The organism is Streptomyces sp. NBC_00490 (assembly GCF_036013645.1).
GTDB lineage: Bacteria > Actinomycetota > Actinomycetes > Streptomycetales > Streptomycetaceae > Streptomyces > Streptomyces canus_F.
Genome location: NZ_CP107869.1, coordinates 8293154 through 8307060 on the forward strand (window position 1 = coordinate 8293154; position 13907 = coordinate 8307060).

At 72.1% G+C, this 13907-nt stretch carries 10 protein-coding genes; all 10 read left to right on the forward strand.

Annotation, left to right across the window (positions count from 1 at the left end):
- Positions 1–124: 124 nt before the first annotated feature.
- The 10 genes from OG381_RS37750 to OG381_RS37795 all read left to right on the forward strand — a co-directional run bounded on the left by OG381_RS37750 (position 125) and on the right by OG381_RS37795 (position 13907).
- Positions 125–2515, forward strand: coding sequence for an MFS transporter (locus tag OG381_RS37750; RefSeq protein WP_443061964.1), 2391 nt, complete (start codon positions 125–127; stop codon positions 2513–2515).
- 189 nt (positions 2516–2704) lie between these two features.
- Positions 2705–5182: an ATP-binding SpoIIE family protein phosphatase gene (locus OG381_RS37755; protein WP_327720457.1), complete on the forward strand. Its 2478-nt coding sequence runs from the start codon at positions 2705–2707 to the stop codon at positions 5180–5182.
- A gap of 153 nt (positions 5183–5335) precedes the next feature.
- Positions 5336–6061: a class I SAM-dependent methyltransferase gene (locus OG381_RS37760; RefSeq protein ID WP_327720458.1), complete on the forward strand. Its 726-nt coding sequence runs from the start codon at positions 5336–5338 to the stop codon at positions 6059–6061.
- 82 nt (positions 6062–6143) lie between these two features.
- Positions 6144–6977, forward strand: coding sequence for a M55 family metallopeptidase (locus tag OG381_RS37765; protein WP_327720459.1), 834 nt, complete (start codon positions 6144–6146; stop codon positions 6975–6977).
- Positions 6970–8274 (forward strand): M20/M25/M40 family metallo-hydrolase, encoded by a 1305-nt coding sequence (locus OG381_RS37770; protein WP_327720460.1) that lies wholly within the window; start codon positions 6970–6972, stop codon positions 8272–8274. The genes OG381_RS37765 and OG381_RS37770 overlap by 8 nt, the downstream gene beginning before the upstream one ends.
- Positions 8275–8289: 15 nt before the next feature.
- Positions 8290–10242 (forward strand): dipeptidyl-peptidase 5, encoded by a 1953-nt coding sequence (locus OG381_RS37775; RefSeq protein ID WP_327720461.1) that lies wholly within the window; start codon positions 8290–8292, stop codon positions 10240–10242.
- Positions 10239–11162, forward strand: coding sequence for a S66 peptidase family protein (locus OG381_RS37780; protein WP_327720462.1), 924 nt, complete (start codon positions 10239–10241; stop codon positions 11160–11162). The genes OG381_RS37775 and OG381_RS37780 overlap by 4 nt, the downstream gene beginning before the upstream one ends.
- Positions 11163–11280: 118 nt before the next feature.
- Positions 11281–13026 (forward strand): CocE/NonD family hydrolase, encoded by a 1746-nt coding sequence (locus OG381_RS37785; protein WP_443061965.1) that lies wholly within the window; start codon positions 11281–11283, stop codon positions 13024–13026.
- A gap of 58 nt (positions 13027–13084) precedes the next feature.
- Positions 13085–13327, forward strand: coding sequence for a LapA family protein (locus OG381_RS37790; RefSeq protein ID WP_327720463.1), 243 nt, complete (start codon positions 13085–13087; stop codon positions 13325–13327).
- 19 nt (positions 13328–13346) lie between these two features.
- Positions 13347–13907, forward strand: a complete 561-nt coding sequence (locus OG381_RS37795) for a GNAT family N-acetyltransferase (RefSeq protein WP_327720464.1) — start codon at positions 13347–13349, stop codon at positions 13905–13907.

Genomic DNA, 13907 nt, shown 5'->3' on the forward strand with positions numbered 1-13907 from the left:
TTGAGCCCCTCACCGGTTCGAGTGGATCTCCGGATGCCGCCCCGGTCTGCCGTAACTCGTCGCGCTTGCTCGCAGTTGTCGCTTTACGCGGGAATTGTGAGGGTGCGACGAGGGGAGCGGCACAGTGCGCGGGACCACTCTGGTGCAGGACGGACCGCGGGGCGAACCGGCCGAGCAACCGCCGCCGATCCCCGCCCCGGCACCCGCCCAGGCCGTCGAACTCGGCCCGCGCCGGGTGCGGTTGATCTTCTTCGCGCTCATGCTCGCGCTGCTCCTGGCCGCCCTGGAGCAGATGATCGTCGCCACCGCGCTGCCGAAGATCGTCGGTGAACTGCACGGCCTGGACAAGATGTCCTGGACGATCACCGCCTACCTGCTGACCTCCACGATCGGCCTGCCGATCTACGGAAAGCTCGGTGACCTTCTTGGCCGCAAGGGCGTCTTCCAGTTCGCGATCGTCGTGTTCGTCGTCGGCTCCGCCCTCGCCGGGCGGGCCGAGACGATGGACCAGCTGATCGCCTTCCGCGCGGTACAGGGCGTCGGGGCGGGCGGCCTCATGATCGGCGTACAGGCGATCATCGCCGACATCGTGCCCGCCCGCGAGCGCGGCCGCTTCATGGGTCTCATCGGCGCCGCGTTCGGCCTCGCCTCCGTCGCGGGACCCCTGCTGGGCGGCTACTTCACCGACGACCACTCCTGGCGCTGGTGCTTCTACTTCAACGTCCCCTTCGGCGTCCTCACCCTGGCCGTCGTCACCGTCGTCCTCAAGCTGCCCAAGCCGACGGCGAAGCCCCGGCTCGACGTCCTCGGCGCGCTGCTGCTCGCCGCCGCCTCCACCTGCCTGGTGCTGCTGACCAGCTGGGGCGGCACCGAGTACGCGTGGGACTCGCGCGTCGTCCTGGGACTCGGCGCGGGCGCGCTGGCGTCGGCCCTGCTCTTCCTCGTCGCCGAGCACTTCGCGGCCGAACCCCTCATCCCGCTGCGGCTGTTCCGGGACCCGGTCTTCATCGTCACCGGCCTGGTGGGCCTCGTGGTGGGCGTGGCTCTCTTCGGCGCCGCGAGCTATCTGCCCACCTTCCTGCAGATGGTGGACGGCGCGAGCGCCACCGAGTCCGGGCTGCTGATGCTGCCCATGATGGGCGGCATCGTCGGCGCCTCGGTGATCGCCGGACAGCTCATCAGCCACACCGGCCGCTACCGGATCTACCCGGTCCTGGGCAGCGCCCTGTCCGTCTTCGGCATGTGGCTGCTGTCCCGGCTCGAGGTCGACACGCCCCGGCTGCACTACAGCCTCTGGATGGCCGTCCTCGGCGCCGGCATCGGCATGGTGATGCCCGTCCTCGTCCTCGCCGTCCAGAACTCGGTGCGCCCCGCCGACCTGGGCACCGCCACCAGCGCGAACAACTACTTCCGGCAGATCGGCGGAAGCGTCGGCGCCGCGATCTTCGGCACCCTCTTCGCCGACCGGCTCACCGACGCCCTGGCCAAGCGCCTGCCCGAGACGACAGGGCTTCCCGACGCCGGGTCCATCACCCCGCAGCTCGTCCACGCGCTGCCGCCCGAGCTGCGGGACGCGTACATCCGCGCGTACGCCGACGCCATGCCGCGGATCTTCCTCTACCTCGTGCCGGTACTCGTCCTCGGCCTGCTCATCGCCTTCTTCCTCAAGGAGAAACCCCTGGTGTCCCACAACGCCACCGACATCGAGCCCGCGCCCGTGAACGCCCCGGTCCCGCAGGCCCGTGCGCCCCACCTCGCCGGAGTCCCCGTCTGCGGCACGGTGCAGCACCCCGACGGGACCGTCGTACCGCGCGCGGCGCTCACCCTGATCGACGCCGTGGGGCAGCAGATCGGGCGCGGGGCGAGCGGCGAGGACGGACGGTACGCGCTGTCGACGCCCGACTCCGGGGCGTACGTCCTGATCGCCGCGGCCGGGGGACACCAGCCGCAGGCGGTCTCCGTGACCGTCGGCGAGCGGCCCGTCGAGCTCGATGTCGTCCTCGGCGGCGCCGGACGCCTCGCCGGAAGCGTGCTGACCGCCGACGGCACCCCCGTGCGCGACGCCACCGTCACCCTCACCGACGTCCACGGCCGGGTCGTCGCCACCACCCGCAGCGGCCGCGAGGGCGGCTACGTCATCACCGAACTCGTCGCCGGCGAGTACACCCTCGCGGCCGGCGCCCCCGCGCACCGCCCCGCCGCCCTGCCCGTCACCGTGCAGGCATCCCGGGAGACCCGCCAGGACGTCGAACTCGCGGGCGGCGCCGTGCTGCGCGGCACCGTGCGGGCCGGCGGCGGCCGGCCCGTCGAGGACGCGCGCGTGACGCTCCTCGACGCCGCCGGCAACGTCGTGGACACCCTCACCACCGGAGCCGACGGCACCTTCCGGTTCGTCGACCTGTCCTCCGGCGAGTACACCGTCATCGCCGCGGGCTATCCGCCCGTCGCCACCGTCCTCCAGGTCGCCGGCGGCGGGCGTACGGAACGGGACCTCCAACTCGGGCACGAGGACTGAGAACTCGTCAGTAACCCCGACCCGCCTCCCACCGGCAGGTTCTGCCCGACCAGGGGGGCGCAGGGGCGCACGCCGGGGTGATCCGACCCGGCCAATTCCCGCATTGCCCCACATCACAACCACCCACGGCCGTACGGTGGATGAGGCGGCACAGATCTTGCGGAGCCGTGGGGAGAGAGGGCCTGGGCCATGGACCATGGCACCGAGAGGGACGCAGCTCCCGGCCGCGGAGCCGGGGACGGCGCGGTGGAGCACGCCGCGGCCGGCCGTATCCCGCTGGCCGTCGTCGTGGTGGACCGCGACGGCCTGGTGTCCCACTGGAGCAGGGGCGCGCGACGGCTGTTCGGCGCCGCCAAGGAAGAGGCGCTCGGCCGCCCGGCGGCCGACCTGCTGCCCGTCGCCGGCGCCCTGCCCGACCTGGACGACCCCGTGCCGTACGGCGTGTACGCGGCCTACGACGGGCTGGGACCCGATCTCGAGTCCTCCCTCGACGGCAGGCTCTCCTACCCGGCCGCGGGCCGCGCCCGCCTCACGGTGTCGGAGCCCGACCGGCTCGACGTCCTGTGGTGGGCCTACCCCCTGGTGGGCCCCGGACGGGAGCGGCTGCTGGTGCTCGCCGCCGACGCGGGCGCCCTGCGCGCGGACGATCCGGACGACGAGATCGCCGGTGAGCGCATCGCGCCCGCCTTCGCGCTGCACACCGACTTCCCGGGCGCCGAGGAACTGGCCCGGCGGCTGCCCGAGATCCTGCCCAGCATGAGCGTCGAGGAAGGCGCCCGCATCGTCGCCCAGATCCTCGAACTGGGCTACCCCGTCCTGGAGTTCAGCCAGAACGACCGGGTGCCCGTCACCCCCGACTGGGGCGTGCCCCGGCGTATCGAACGCAGGGCGCGCCGTGAGAGGGCCGCGCGGGCCGTGGCCGAGGGGCGGCCCGTCCCGCAGGAACTCACCGACGAGGGCGAGGACCTGGAGTACACCGCCGTACGCGAGCGCCTGGAGTTCCTTACCGAGGTCAGCGGCCGTATCGGCACCTCCCTCGATCTGTCCAAGACGATCATCGAGGTCAGCCGGGCCGTCGTGCCCCGCTTCACCGACGTCGCCGGCACCTATCTGCGGGAGCAGGTCGTCGCGGGCGAGGGGTTCCCCGAGGGAGTGCCGGACACCACCACCATGTGGCACCGGGTCGCCCTCGAACACACCGACGAACCCGGCCGCTGGGACGACGTCGTGCCGGTCGGCGAGGCCATGCCGTTCCCGGCCCACACCCCGTTCTTCCAGTGCATGACCACCGGTGAGCCCGTCCTCGTGCCGCGCATCAGCGAGCAGATGGGGCACGCCATCGCCTCACAGTTCGAAAAGCGCGACATCCGGCCGCTGATCACGGGCCGGTCGATGCTGGTCGTACCGCTCAAGGCCCGCAATGTGGTCCTCGGCTTCATGATCCTGCTGCGGCACCCGGAGCGCGTCGAGTTCAACGACATGGACCGGGTCACCGGCGCCGAACTCGCCGCCCGCGCGGGCCTCGTGCTCGACAACGCGCGCATGTACACCTACCAGGAGTCCGTCGCCGAGACCCTCCAGGACAGCATGCTGCCGCACATCCCGCCGCACATGGCGGGCTGCGACATCGCCACCCGCTATCTGCCGGGCACCCTGCTCGGCCGGGTCGGCGGCGACTGGTTCGACTCGGTGAAACTGCCCGGTGCCCGCACCGCCCTCGTCGTCGGCGACGTCATGGGCCACGGCCTCAACTCGGCCGCCATGATGGGCCAGTTGCGTACGGCCGTACAGACCATGGCCGCCCTCGACCTGCCGCCCGCCCAGCTGCTGCGCAACCTCGACGACCTCGCCCAGCGGCTCGGCGACACCTACCTCGCGACCTGTCTCTACGCCGTGTACGACCCGATCGCGAGCGAGCTGCACATCGCCAACGCCGGCCACATCCCGCCGGTGATCGTGCACGCCGAGGACGGCCGCAGCGAACTCCTCGATCTGCCCACGGGGGCGCCCATCGGCGTCGGCGGGGTGCCCTTCGAGTCGGTACGCGTGCGCGTGCGGCCCGGCGACCGGCTCGTGATGTGCACCGACGGCCTGGTCGAGGTGCGCGGCGAGGACATCGGCGTGGGCCTCGCGACGCTGTGCGAGTCCGCCGCCCACCCGGCCGCGTCCATGGACGACGCCTGCGACACCATCATCCGCGCCCTCGCCGCGACGTTCTCAGAAGAGGGCCGCGGCGGCCGCAAGGACGACGTCGCCCTCCTGATGAGCCGCCTCAACGGCATCGAGCCGGATGACGTCGCCGAGTGGCGGCTCTCCCCGGACCCCATCGAGGCCGGCCGGGCGCGCTCCGTGGTGCGCGAACAGCTCCACGACTGGGGGCTGGCCCGGCTCGCCGACACGGCCGAGCTGCTGGTCAGCGAGCTCGTCACCAACGCCGTACGGCACTCCCGCAGCCGTCCCCTCCAACTGCGCCTCGTCCGCGGCGACACGCTGCTGTGCGAGGTGGACGACGACGACCACGACCTGCCGACCCTGCTGAGCGCCGGCCCCGAGGACGAGTTCGGGCGTGGCCTGCGCATCGTCTCCACCCTGGCCCGGGAATGGGGCACGAGCCGGACGAAGACCGGCAAGACCGTCTGGTTCGAACTGACGTTGCCGCGACGCTGAGGTGCCCCAGGGGCGCAGGGGGCGTAAGGGCGTACGCGTGTCGCACACGGCGTGAAGGATTGCGCCGCGCGCTTGTAGCCGTGACCGGGGCGCGATAGACCGTACTGGCCCGTCACTTGCGGCGGGCCATTGCCGCGTCCTGGGGAGTTGGGCATGAGCGTGACGAGTCGGTACCGGGGTGCCTGGGAGAGCTTCTGGAGCGAAGCTCCCGACGGACAGGGGGCGGTGTTCTGGGACGCGGAGCCCGCGGTGACGGCCGGTCGCCACCTCGCCCTGTTCGAACCGCATGTGACCGCCCCCGCCCTGCCCCTGGTCGACCTGGGCTGCGGCAACGGCACCCAGACCCGCTTCCTCGCCGACCGCTTCCGGCACGTCCTCGGCGTCGACCTGTCCGAGGCCGCCGTCGACCGCGCCCGGGACGCTGATCCGGCCGGCCAGGCCACCTACCGGGTGCTGGACGCCGTGGAGAAGGGCGGGGCGGAGTCGCTGCACGCGGAGCTGGGCGACGCCAACGTCTATATGCGGGGCGTGCTCCACCAGTGCGAACCCGACGACCGGCAGCCGCTCGTCGACGGGCTCGCCGTGCTGCTCGGCGAGCACGGCCGGGGCTTCCTCGTCGAGCTGTCCGAGGCCGCCAAGCCGATCCTGATGGGCCTGGCCCAGCACCCCTCGGGCCCGCCGCCCAAGCTGGCGCCGATCTTCCGGCACGGCATCGCACCCGGCGAGGTCTCCGACGACGCGGTGCCCCAGTACCTGGCCACGGCCGGGCTCACCGTCCTGGCCGGCGGCGAACTGCCCCTCGTGACCACGGAGTACACCCCCGACGGAGCCCGGATCGGGCTGCCGTCGAAGTGGCTGGTGGTGGGACGTACGGTCTGAGGGGTCCCCGAACTGGTCCGAGCCGGTGACGGTTGTCCACAGGCCTGACGGGAGGCGGCACGAACGCGTAGCGTGAGTCGGCATGAAGATCCTCATCAGCGCCGACATGGAGGGCGCCACGGGCGTCACCTGGCCGGCCGACGTGCTGCCGGGGACGCCGCAGTGGGAGCGGTGCCGCGCGATGTTCACCTCGGACGTGAACGCGGCGGTGCAGGGCTTCTTCGACGGCGGCGCCGACGACGTGCTGATCAACGAGGCGCACTGGACCATGCGTAACCTGCTCCTGGAGCGGCTCGACGACCGGGCGGAGATGCTCACCGGACGGCACAAGTCCCTGTCCATGGTGGAGGGCGTGCAGCACGGCGACGTGGACGGCATCGCCTTCGTCGGCTACCACGCGGGCGCCGGAGCGGAGGGCGTCCTCGCCCACACCTACCTCGCCAACTCCATCACCGGGGTGTGGCTGAACGACGTACGCGCGAGCGAGGGCCTGCTCAACGCCCACGTGGTCGCCGAGTACGGGGTGCCGGTCGTCCTCGTCACCGGCGACGACGTGGCCTGCGAGGACGCGCTTGGCTACGCACCCGAGGCGCTGAAGGTCGCGGTCAAGGACCATGTGTCGCGGTACGCGGCGGTGTGCCGGACACCGGCCAGGACCGCCGGCGACATCCGCGCGGCGGCCAAGGAGGCGGCCGCGCTGGCGGTACGTCACCCACCCGTGCAGGCGGGGCCGTTCACCGTCGCCGTGGAGTTCGACGCCGAGCACCTCGCCCTGGCCGCGACCGTCGTTCCGGGTGTCGACCGGATCGGTGAGCGGAAGGTGGGGTACACGAGCGCCACCATGTACGAGGGAATTCGCACCTTCAAGGCGGTCACCACGATCGTCTCGGCCGCGGTGGAGGAGCAGTATGGCTGACGGACAGGCAATGGACGAGGTCGTGACGTTCACCTCCGACCTCATCCGTATCGACACCACCAACCGGGGCGGCGGCGACTGCCAGGAGCGGCCGGCCGCCGAGTACGCGGCCGCGCGGCTGGCCGAGGCGGGCCTGGAGCCGGTGCTGCTGGAGCGGACCAGGGGCCGCACCAATGTGGTGGCGCGCGTCGAGGGCACCGACCCCTCCGCGGACGCGCTGCTCGTCCACGGTCACCTGGACGTGGTGCCCGCCGAGGCCCGGGACTGGAGCGTGCATCCGTTCTCCGGGGAGATCCGTGACGGGGTCGTCTGGGGCCGGGGCGCGGTCGACATGAAGAACATGGACGCGATGATCCTGGCGATCGTCCGGGCCTGGGCGCGCGAAGGGGTGCGGCCCCGGCGCGACATCGTCGTCGCGTTCACCGCCGACGAGGAGGCCAGCGCCGTGGACGGCTCCGGGTTCCTCGCGGACGAGCATCCCGGGCTCTTCGAGGGCTGCACCGAGGGCGTCAGCGAGTCCGGGGCGTTCACCTTCCACGACGGTGCCGGACGGCAGATCTACCCGATCGCGGCCGGCGAGCGGGGCACGGGCTGGGTGAAGCTGACCGCGCGCGGACGGGCCGGGCACGGCTCCAAGGTGAACAAGGAGAACGCGGTCACCCGCCTGTGCGCCGCGATCGCCCGTATCGGAGCGCACGAGTGGCCGCTGCGGCTCACCCCGACCGTTCGCGCCGCCCTCACCGAACTCGCTGTCCTGTACGGCATCGAGCCCGACCTGGACAATGTCGACCGGCTCCTGGAGAAGCTCGGCCCGGCGGCGAAGCTCGTCGAGGCGACGGTCCGCAACAGCGCCAACCCGACCATGGTGGACGCCGGTTACAAGGTCAACGTCATCCCGGGCGAGGCCGTGGCCCACGTCGACGGACGGTATCTGCCCGGCGGCGAGGACGAGTTCCGGACCACCCTCGACCTGCTGACCGGGCCGGACGTGGAGTGGGAGTTCCAGCACCACGAGGTCGCGCTCCAGGCACCGGTGGACTCGGCGACGTACGCGAGGATGCGGGCCGCCGTCGAGGAGTTCGCGCCGGAGGGGCACGTCGTGCCGTACTGCATGTCCGGGGGAACGGACGCCAAGCAGTTCTCGCGCCTCGGCATCACCGGATATGGATTCACACCGCTGAAGCTGCCGGAGGGCTTCGACTACCAGGCCCTCTTCCACGGCGTGGACGAGCGGGTTCCGGTCGAGGCACTGCACTTCGGTGTCCGGGTCCTGGACCGATTTCTGCGCACGGCCTGAGCGACTGGGGGAGAAGTGGAGACGCTGGCGTACGGTTCCTGGCCCTCGCCGATCGACGCGGCACTGGCCGCCGCGCACGACGGGCATCCCGAGTTCGTGGGCTTCGTCGGCGACGAGGCCTGGTGGACCGAGCCACGCCCCACCGAGGGCGGCCGGCGCACGCTGGTGCGGCGGCGCACCGACGGCGCGACGGAGTCGGTGCTGCCGGCGCCGTGGAACGTCCGCAGCCGGGTCATCGAGTACGGCGGACAGCCCTGGGCGGGGACCGTCGTGGACGGCCGACCGCTCGTGGTCTTCGTGAACTTCGCCGACCAGCGGCTGTACCGGTACGCGCCGGACGGCGACCCCAGACCCCTCACCCCGGTCTCCCCGGTCGGCGGCGGCCTGCGCTGGGCGGACCCGGTGCTGCTCCCGGACCGCGGTGAAGTGTGGTGTGTGTTGGAGGAGTTCACCGGCGACGGGCCCGGCGATGTGCGCCGGGTGCCGGCCGCGGTGCCGCTGGACGGCTCGGCCGCCCAGGACCGGGACGCCGTGCGCGAACTCACCGACGCCCGGCACCGGTTCGTGACCGGCCCCCGGATCTCACCCGACGGGCGCAGCGCGGCCTGGCTCGCCTGGGACCATCCGCGGATGCCGTGGGACGGCACGGAGCTGGTGCTCACCGGCGTCCGGGCCGACGGCACCCTCGGCGAACCCCGGACCATCGCCGGGGGACCCGAGGAGTCGATCGTCCAGGTGGACTGGGCCCACGACGGGGCCCTGCTGTACACGAGCGACCGCACCGGCTGGTGGAACCTCTACCGCGACGGCGAACCGCTGTGCCGGCGCGAGGAGGAGTTCGGCGGTCCGCTCTGGAAGCTGGGCCAGCGCTGGTTCGCCCCGCTGGAGAGCGGTCTGATCGCCGTCGTGCACGGCCGCGGCGCCACCGCGCTCGGAATACTGGACCCCGAGACCGCGGAGGTCGTCGACGCGGCGGGCCCCTGGACCGAGTTCGCGCCCACCCTCGCGGTGCACGGCGAGCGGGTCGTCGCCGTCGGCGCCAGCCCGCGCAGCGCCCACGAACTGGTGGAGCTGGACACCCGCACCGGCCGGGCCCGGGTGATCGGCGCCGGACACGACGACGCCGTGGACCCCGCGTACTACCCCGAGCCGCAGATCCGCACCTTCACCGGACCCGCCGGACGTGACATCCACGCCCACGTCTACCCGCCCCACCACCCCACCTGCGTGGCCCCCGGCGACGAACTGCCGCCGTACGTCGTCTGGGCACACGGCGGACCCACCAGCCGCGCCCCCCTCGTCCTCGACCTGGCGATCGCCTACTTCACCTCGCGCGGCATCGGCGTCGTCGAGGTCAACTACGGCGGCTCCACCGGGCACGGCCGGGAGTACCGCAACCGGCTGCGCGAGCAGTGGGGCGTGGTCGATGTCGAGGACTGCGCGGCCGTCGCCCAGGCCCTCGCCGACGAGGGCACCGCCGACCGCGACCGGCTGGCGATCCGCGGCGGCAGTGCCGGCGGCTGGACCGCGGCCGTCTCCCTCGCCGCGACCGACGTCTACGCCTGCGGCACCGTCATCTATCCCGTCCTCGATCTGACTGGCTGGGGCGAGGGCGAGACCCACGACTTCGAGTCGCAGTACCTGGAGACCCTGGTCGGCCCCTTCGCCGAGGTGCCCGCACGGTACGCGGAGCGCTCGCCCACCGAGCACGCCGACCGGATCACCGCGCCTTTCCTGCTGATGCAGGGCCTGGACGACGTGATCTGCCCGCCCGTCCAGTGCGAGCGGTTCCTGGCCCGCATGGAGGGCCGGCGGGTGCCGCACGCGTACATCGCCTTCGAGGGGGAGGGGCACGGGTTCCGGCGGGCGGAGACCATGACCCGGGCGCTGGAGTCCGAACTCTCCCTCTACGCCCAGGTCTTCGTCCTGAACCCGCCCGCCATCCCGACCCTGGAGCTCGACAAGTGAACAGATCCGTCCGGCCCTCCCGACTCGCGCCCGGCGCCCGCGTGGCCGTCGTCGCGCCCAGCGGACCCGTTCCCGAGGAGCGGCTGCAGGCCGGACTCGACATCCTGCGCGGCTGGGACCTCGACCCCGTGGTCGGCCCCCATGTGCTGGAGCGGCACGGCGACCTCGACTACCTGGCGGGCACCGACGCGGACCGGGCCGCCGATCTGCAGAGCGCCTGGTGCGACCCGTCCGTCGACGCGGTGCTGTGCGCGCGGGGCGGGTACGGCGTGCAGCGGATGACCGACCTGCTCGACTGGGAGGCGATGCGGGCGGCCGGGCCGAAGGTGTTCGTCGGCTTCAGCGACATCACCGCGCTGCACGAGGCGTTCGCCACCCGGCTGGGCCTGGTCACGCTCCACGGGCCGATGGCCGCGGGGATCGACTTCATCAAGAACGCCCGGGCACAGGAGCACCTCAAGGCCACGCTCTTCGCACCGGAGACCGTCCGCACGATCGTCTCCGGCGGCAGGACCCTGGTCCCCGGGCGGGCGCGGGGCGTCACGCTCGGCGGCTGCCTGTGTCTGCTCGCCGCCGAACGGGGCACCCCGCACGCCCGGCCCTCCGCGCGCGGCGGGCTGCTGTGCCTGGAGGACGTGGGGGAGGAGACGTACCGCCTGGACCGCTATCTCACCCAACTCCTGCGCGGCGGCTGGTTCGACGGGGTACGAGGGGTGCTGCTCGGGTCGTGGCGGGAGTGCGGTCCCGAGGAGACGGTACGGGCGCTGCTCGCCGACCGGCTCGGCGGGCTCGGAGTACCGGTCGTGGAGGAGTTCGGGTTCGGGCACTGCGACGGGGCGCTGACCATGCCCTTCGGAGTGGCGGCCGAACTGGACGCCGACGCGCGCACGTTGACGCTCGACGAACCGGCCCTGCGCTGAATCATCGTCAAGAAAACACCCGTCCCGGTGATTGACCTCCTTTGACACGTGTCACACCCTGACTACTGGCCGGTTCTTACCGGCCGGTAAGCCGAGTTGTCCTCAGCGTGGAGGTCTCGTGTCTCGTCGTGTGCTCGGATACAGCGTTCCGCTCGCTCTCCTGCTCGGTGCCACACTCGCCACCCCCGCCCCCGCCACCGGCCCGTACACCGTCACGGCCCTGAAGTTCACCGTGCGGGCAGGCGACCGCACCTGCACGATCGACGCCGATCTGTACCGGCCCACCGGTGCCGGCCGCGCCCCCGCCGTGCTCGCCACCAACGGATTCGGCGGCAGCAAGTCCGACGGTTCCACGGACGGCATCGGCAAGGCCTTCGCCGAGCGGGGCTATGTCTCGCTCGTCTACTCCGGGCTCGGCTTCGGCGGCTCCGGCTGCCTGATCTCGCTCGACGACCCGGACATCGACGGCAAGGCCGCCTCCCAGCTGGTCGACTTCCTCGCCGGGAAGCGGGCCGCCGACGACGGCACCCAGGCCGACTTCGTCACCCTCGACGGCAAGGGCGACCCACGCGTCGGCATGATCGGCGGCTCCTACGGCGGCGCGATCCAGATGGCGACCGCGGCCGTCGACCACCGCGTCGACGCGCTCGTCCCGCTGATCACCTGGAACGACCTGGCCTACTCCCTCGACCCGAACAACGCCGGCGCCCACGGCGCGGTGCCCGGCGCCTTCAAATGGCAGTGGGCCAACGGCTTCTATCTGATCGGCGAGAGCCAGCCGCTGACGGCGCCCAACCTCGACCCCTCCCGGATCAACTCCCTGGACTGTCTGCACTTCGTCACCGACGCCTGCCGGACCGTCCGCGCCCTGAACTCCGGCAGCTACCCCGCCGACCGCACCGCCGAACTGCTCGCCTACTCCCGCAGCGTCTCCCCGGTCAGCTACCTCAGCCGTGTGAAGGCACCCACGCTGCTCGTCCAGGGACAGGCCGACAGCCTCTTCAACCTCAACGAGGCGACGGCGACGTACAAGACCCTCAAGAAGCAGGGCACACCGGCCAAGATGATCTGGCAGTCCTGGGGCCACAGCGGCGGCACGGCGGCGGGCGAGCTCGATCTCGGCCAGGGGAATCTGGAGTCCACCTACGTCGGCAAGCGGATCCTCGCCTGGTTCGACCGCTACCTCCACAAGACGAAGGGCGCCGGCACCGGACCGGCCTTCGCCTACTACCGCGACTGGATCACCGACCCGGCCGGCACCTACGCCACCGCCGACAAGCTGCCCGCACTCAACCGGAAGCTGTACCTGTCCGGCGACGGCAAGCTCGTCGGCACCCGCTCCGAGGTGGCCCCCGGCAGCCGGACGTACACGAACCGGCTCGTCCCCACCAGCCACTCGGAGAGCTCGCTGGCCGGGGTGATCGGCCTGCCGGACCCGGCGCCCTACGACACCGAGGGCACCTACCTCGGCTGGACCAGTGAGCCGCTCACCCGGACCACCGACGTCGTGGGCGCGCCGAAGGCCACGCTCAAGGTGGTCTCGCCGAAGGCCGAGCGGACGCAGAACTCCTCGGACGCCGCCGACAAGCTCGTCCTGTTCGCCAAGCTGTACGACATCGCGCCCGACGGCACCAGGACGCTGGTGCACCGGCTCGTCGCACCGGTCCGGGTGCCCGACGTGACCAGGAGCTTCACCGTGACCCTGCCGGGGATCGTGCACCGGTACGAGAAGGGGCACCGGCTGCGGTTCGTGGTCGCGGCGAGCGACGACGCCTACGTCGGCAACCGGGGGATCAAACCGGTGACCGTGGTCAGCTCGCCCGGGAACACCGGAGTGCTGGAGCTGCCGGTGGCCGGCGGCTGATTCACCCGGTGGGCGGCCCCGCCGCGCGAGGCCGGGTCTTCGGGCCCACCCTGGTCGCATGAGCCCGAAGACCTCCGAGAGCGGCGGTGCCACCAGCGGCAAGGGTGGCCCCGTGACGCCCGCCCGGGTGGTCGTCCTGCTGCTCGCCGTCCTCGCCCTGATCTTCATCTTCGAGAACACCCGCGCCACCAGGATCCGACTGCTGATCCCCGAGGTGACGATGCCCCTGTGGATGGCGCTGCTGGCCACCGGCGTCATCGGCGCCCTGTGCGGGGCGTATTTCATGAAGCGCCGCCGCTAGTCCGTCGTAAGGTGACGGGATGCCGCACACCGCCTCCCGCTATCTCGTCGAGGGCCCCCGCGTGGGCATACGCCACATCACCTACGAGGACGGTGCCGAGTTCACCGCCCGGGCCCGCGAGAGCAAGGAACTGCACCAACCCTGGCTCTTCCCGCCGGACAACGCCAACGCGTTCACCGCGTACGCGGGCCGGCTGATCGAGGACCCGACCAAGGCGGGGTTCCTGGTCTGCGAGAAGGACGGGGAGCACGGCGAGGGGGCCGTCGCCGGGTTCATCAACATCAACAACATCGTCGAGGGTGCCTTCCTGTGCGGGGCGCTCGGATACGGGGCCTTCGCGCATGCCGCCGGGCGCGGTCTGATGCGGGAGGGGCTGGGGCTGGTCGTGCGCTACGCCTTCGGCGGGATGCGACTGCACCGGCTGGAGATCAACGTGCAGCCCGGCAATACCGCCTCGATCGCCCTCGCCCGCAGCTGCGGCTTCCGCCGGGAGGGCTTCTCGCCGAAGATGCTCTACATCGACGGGGCCTGGCGCGACCACGAGCGATGGGCCGTCACCGCCGAGATGATCCGGAAGTGA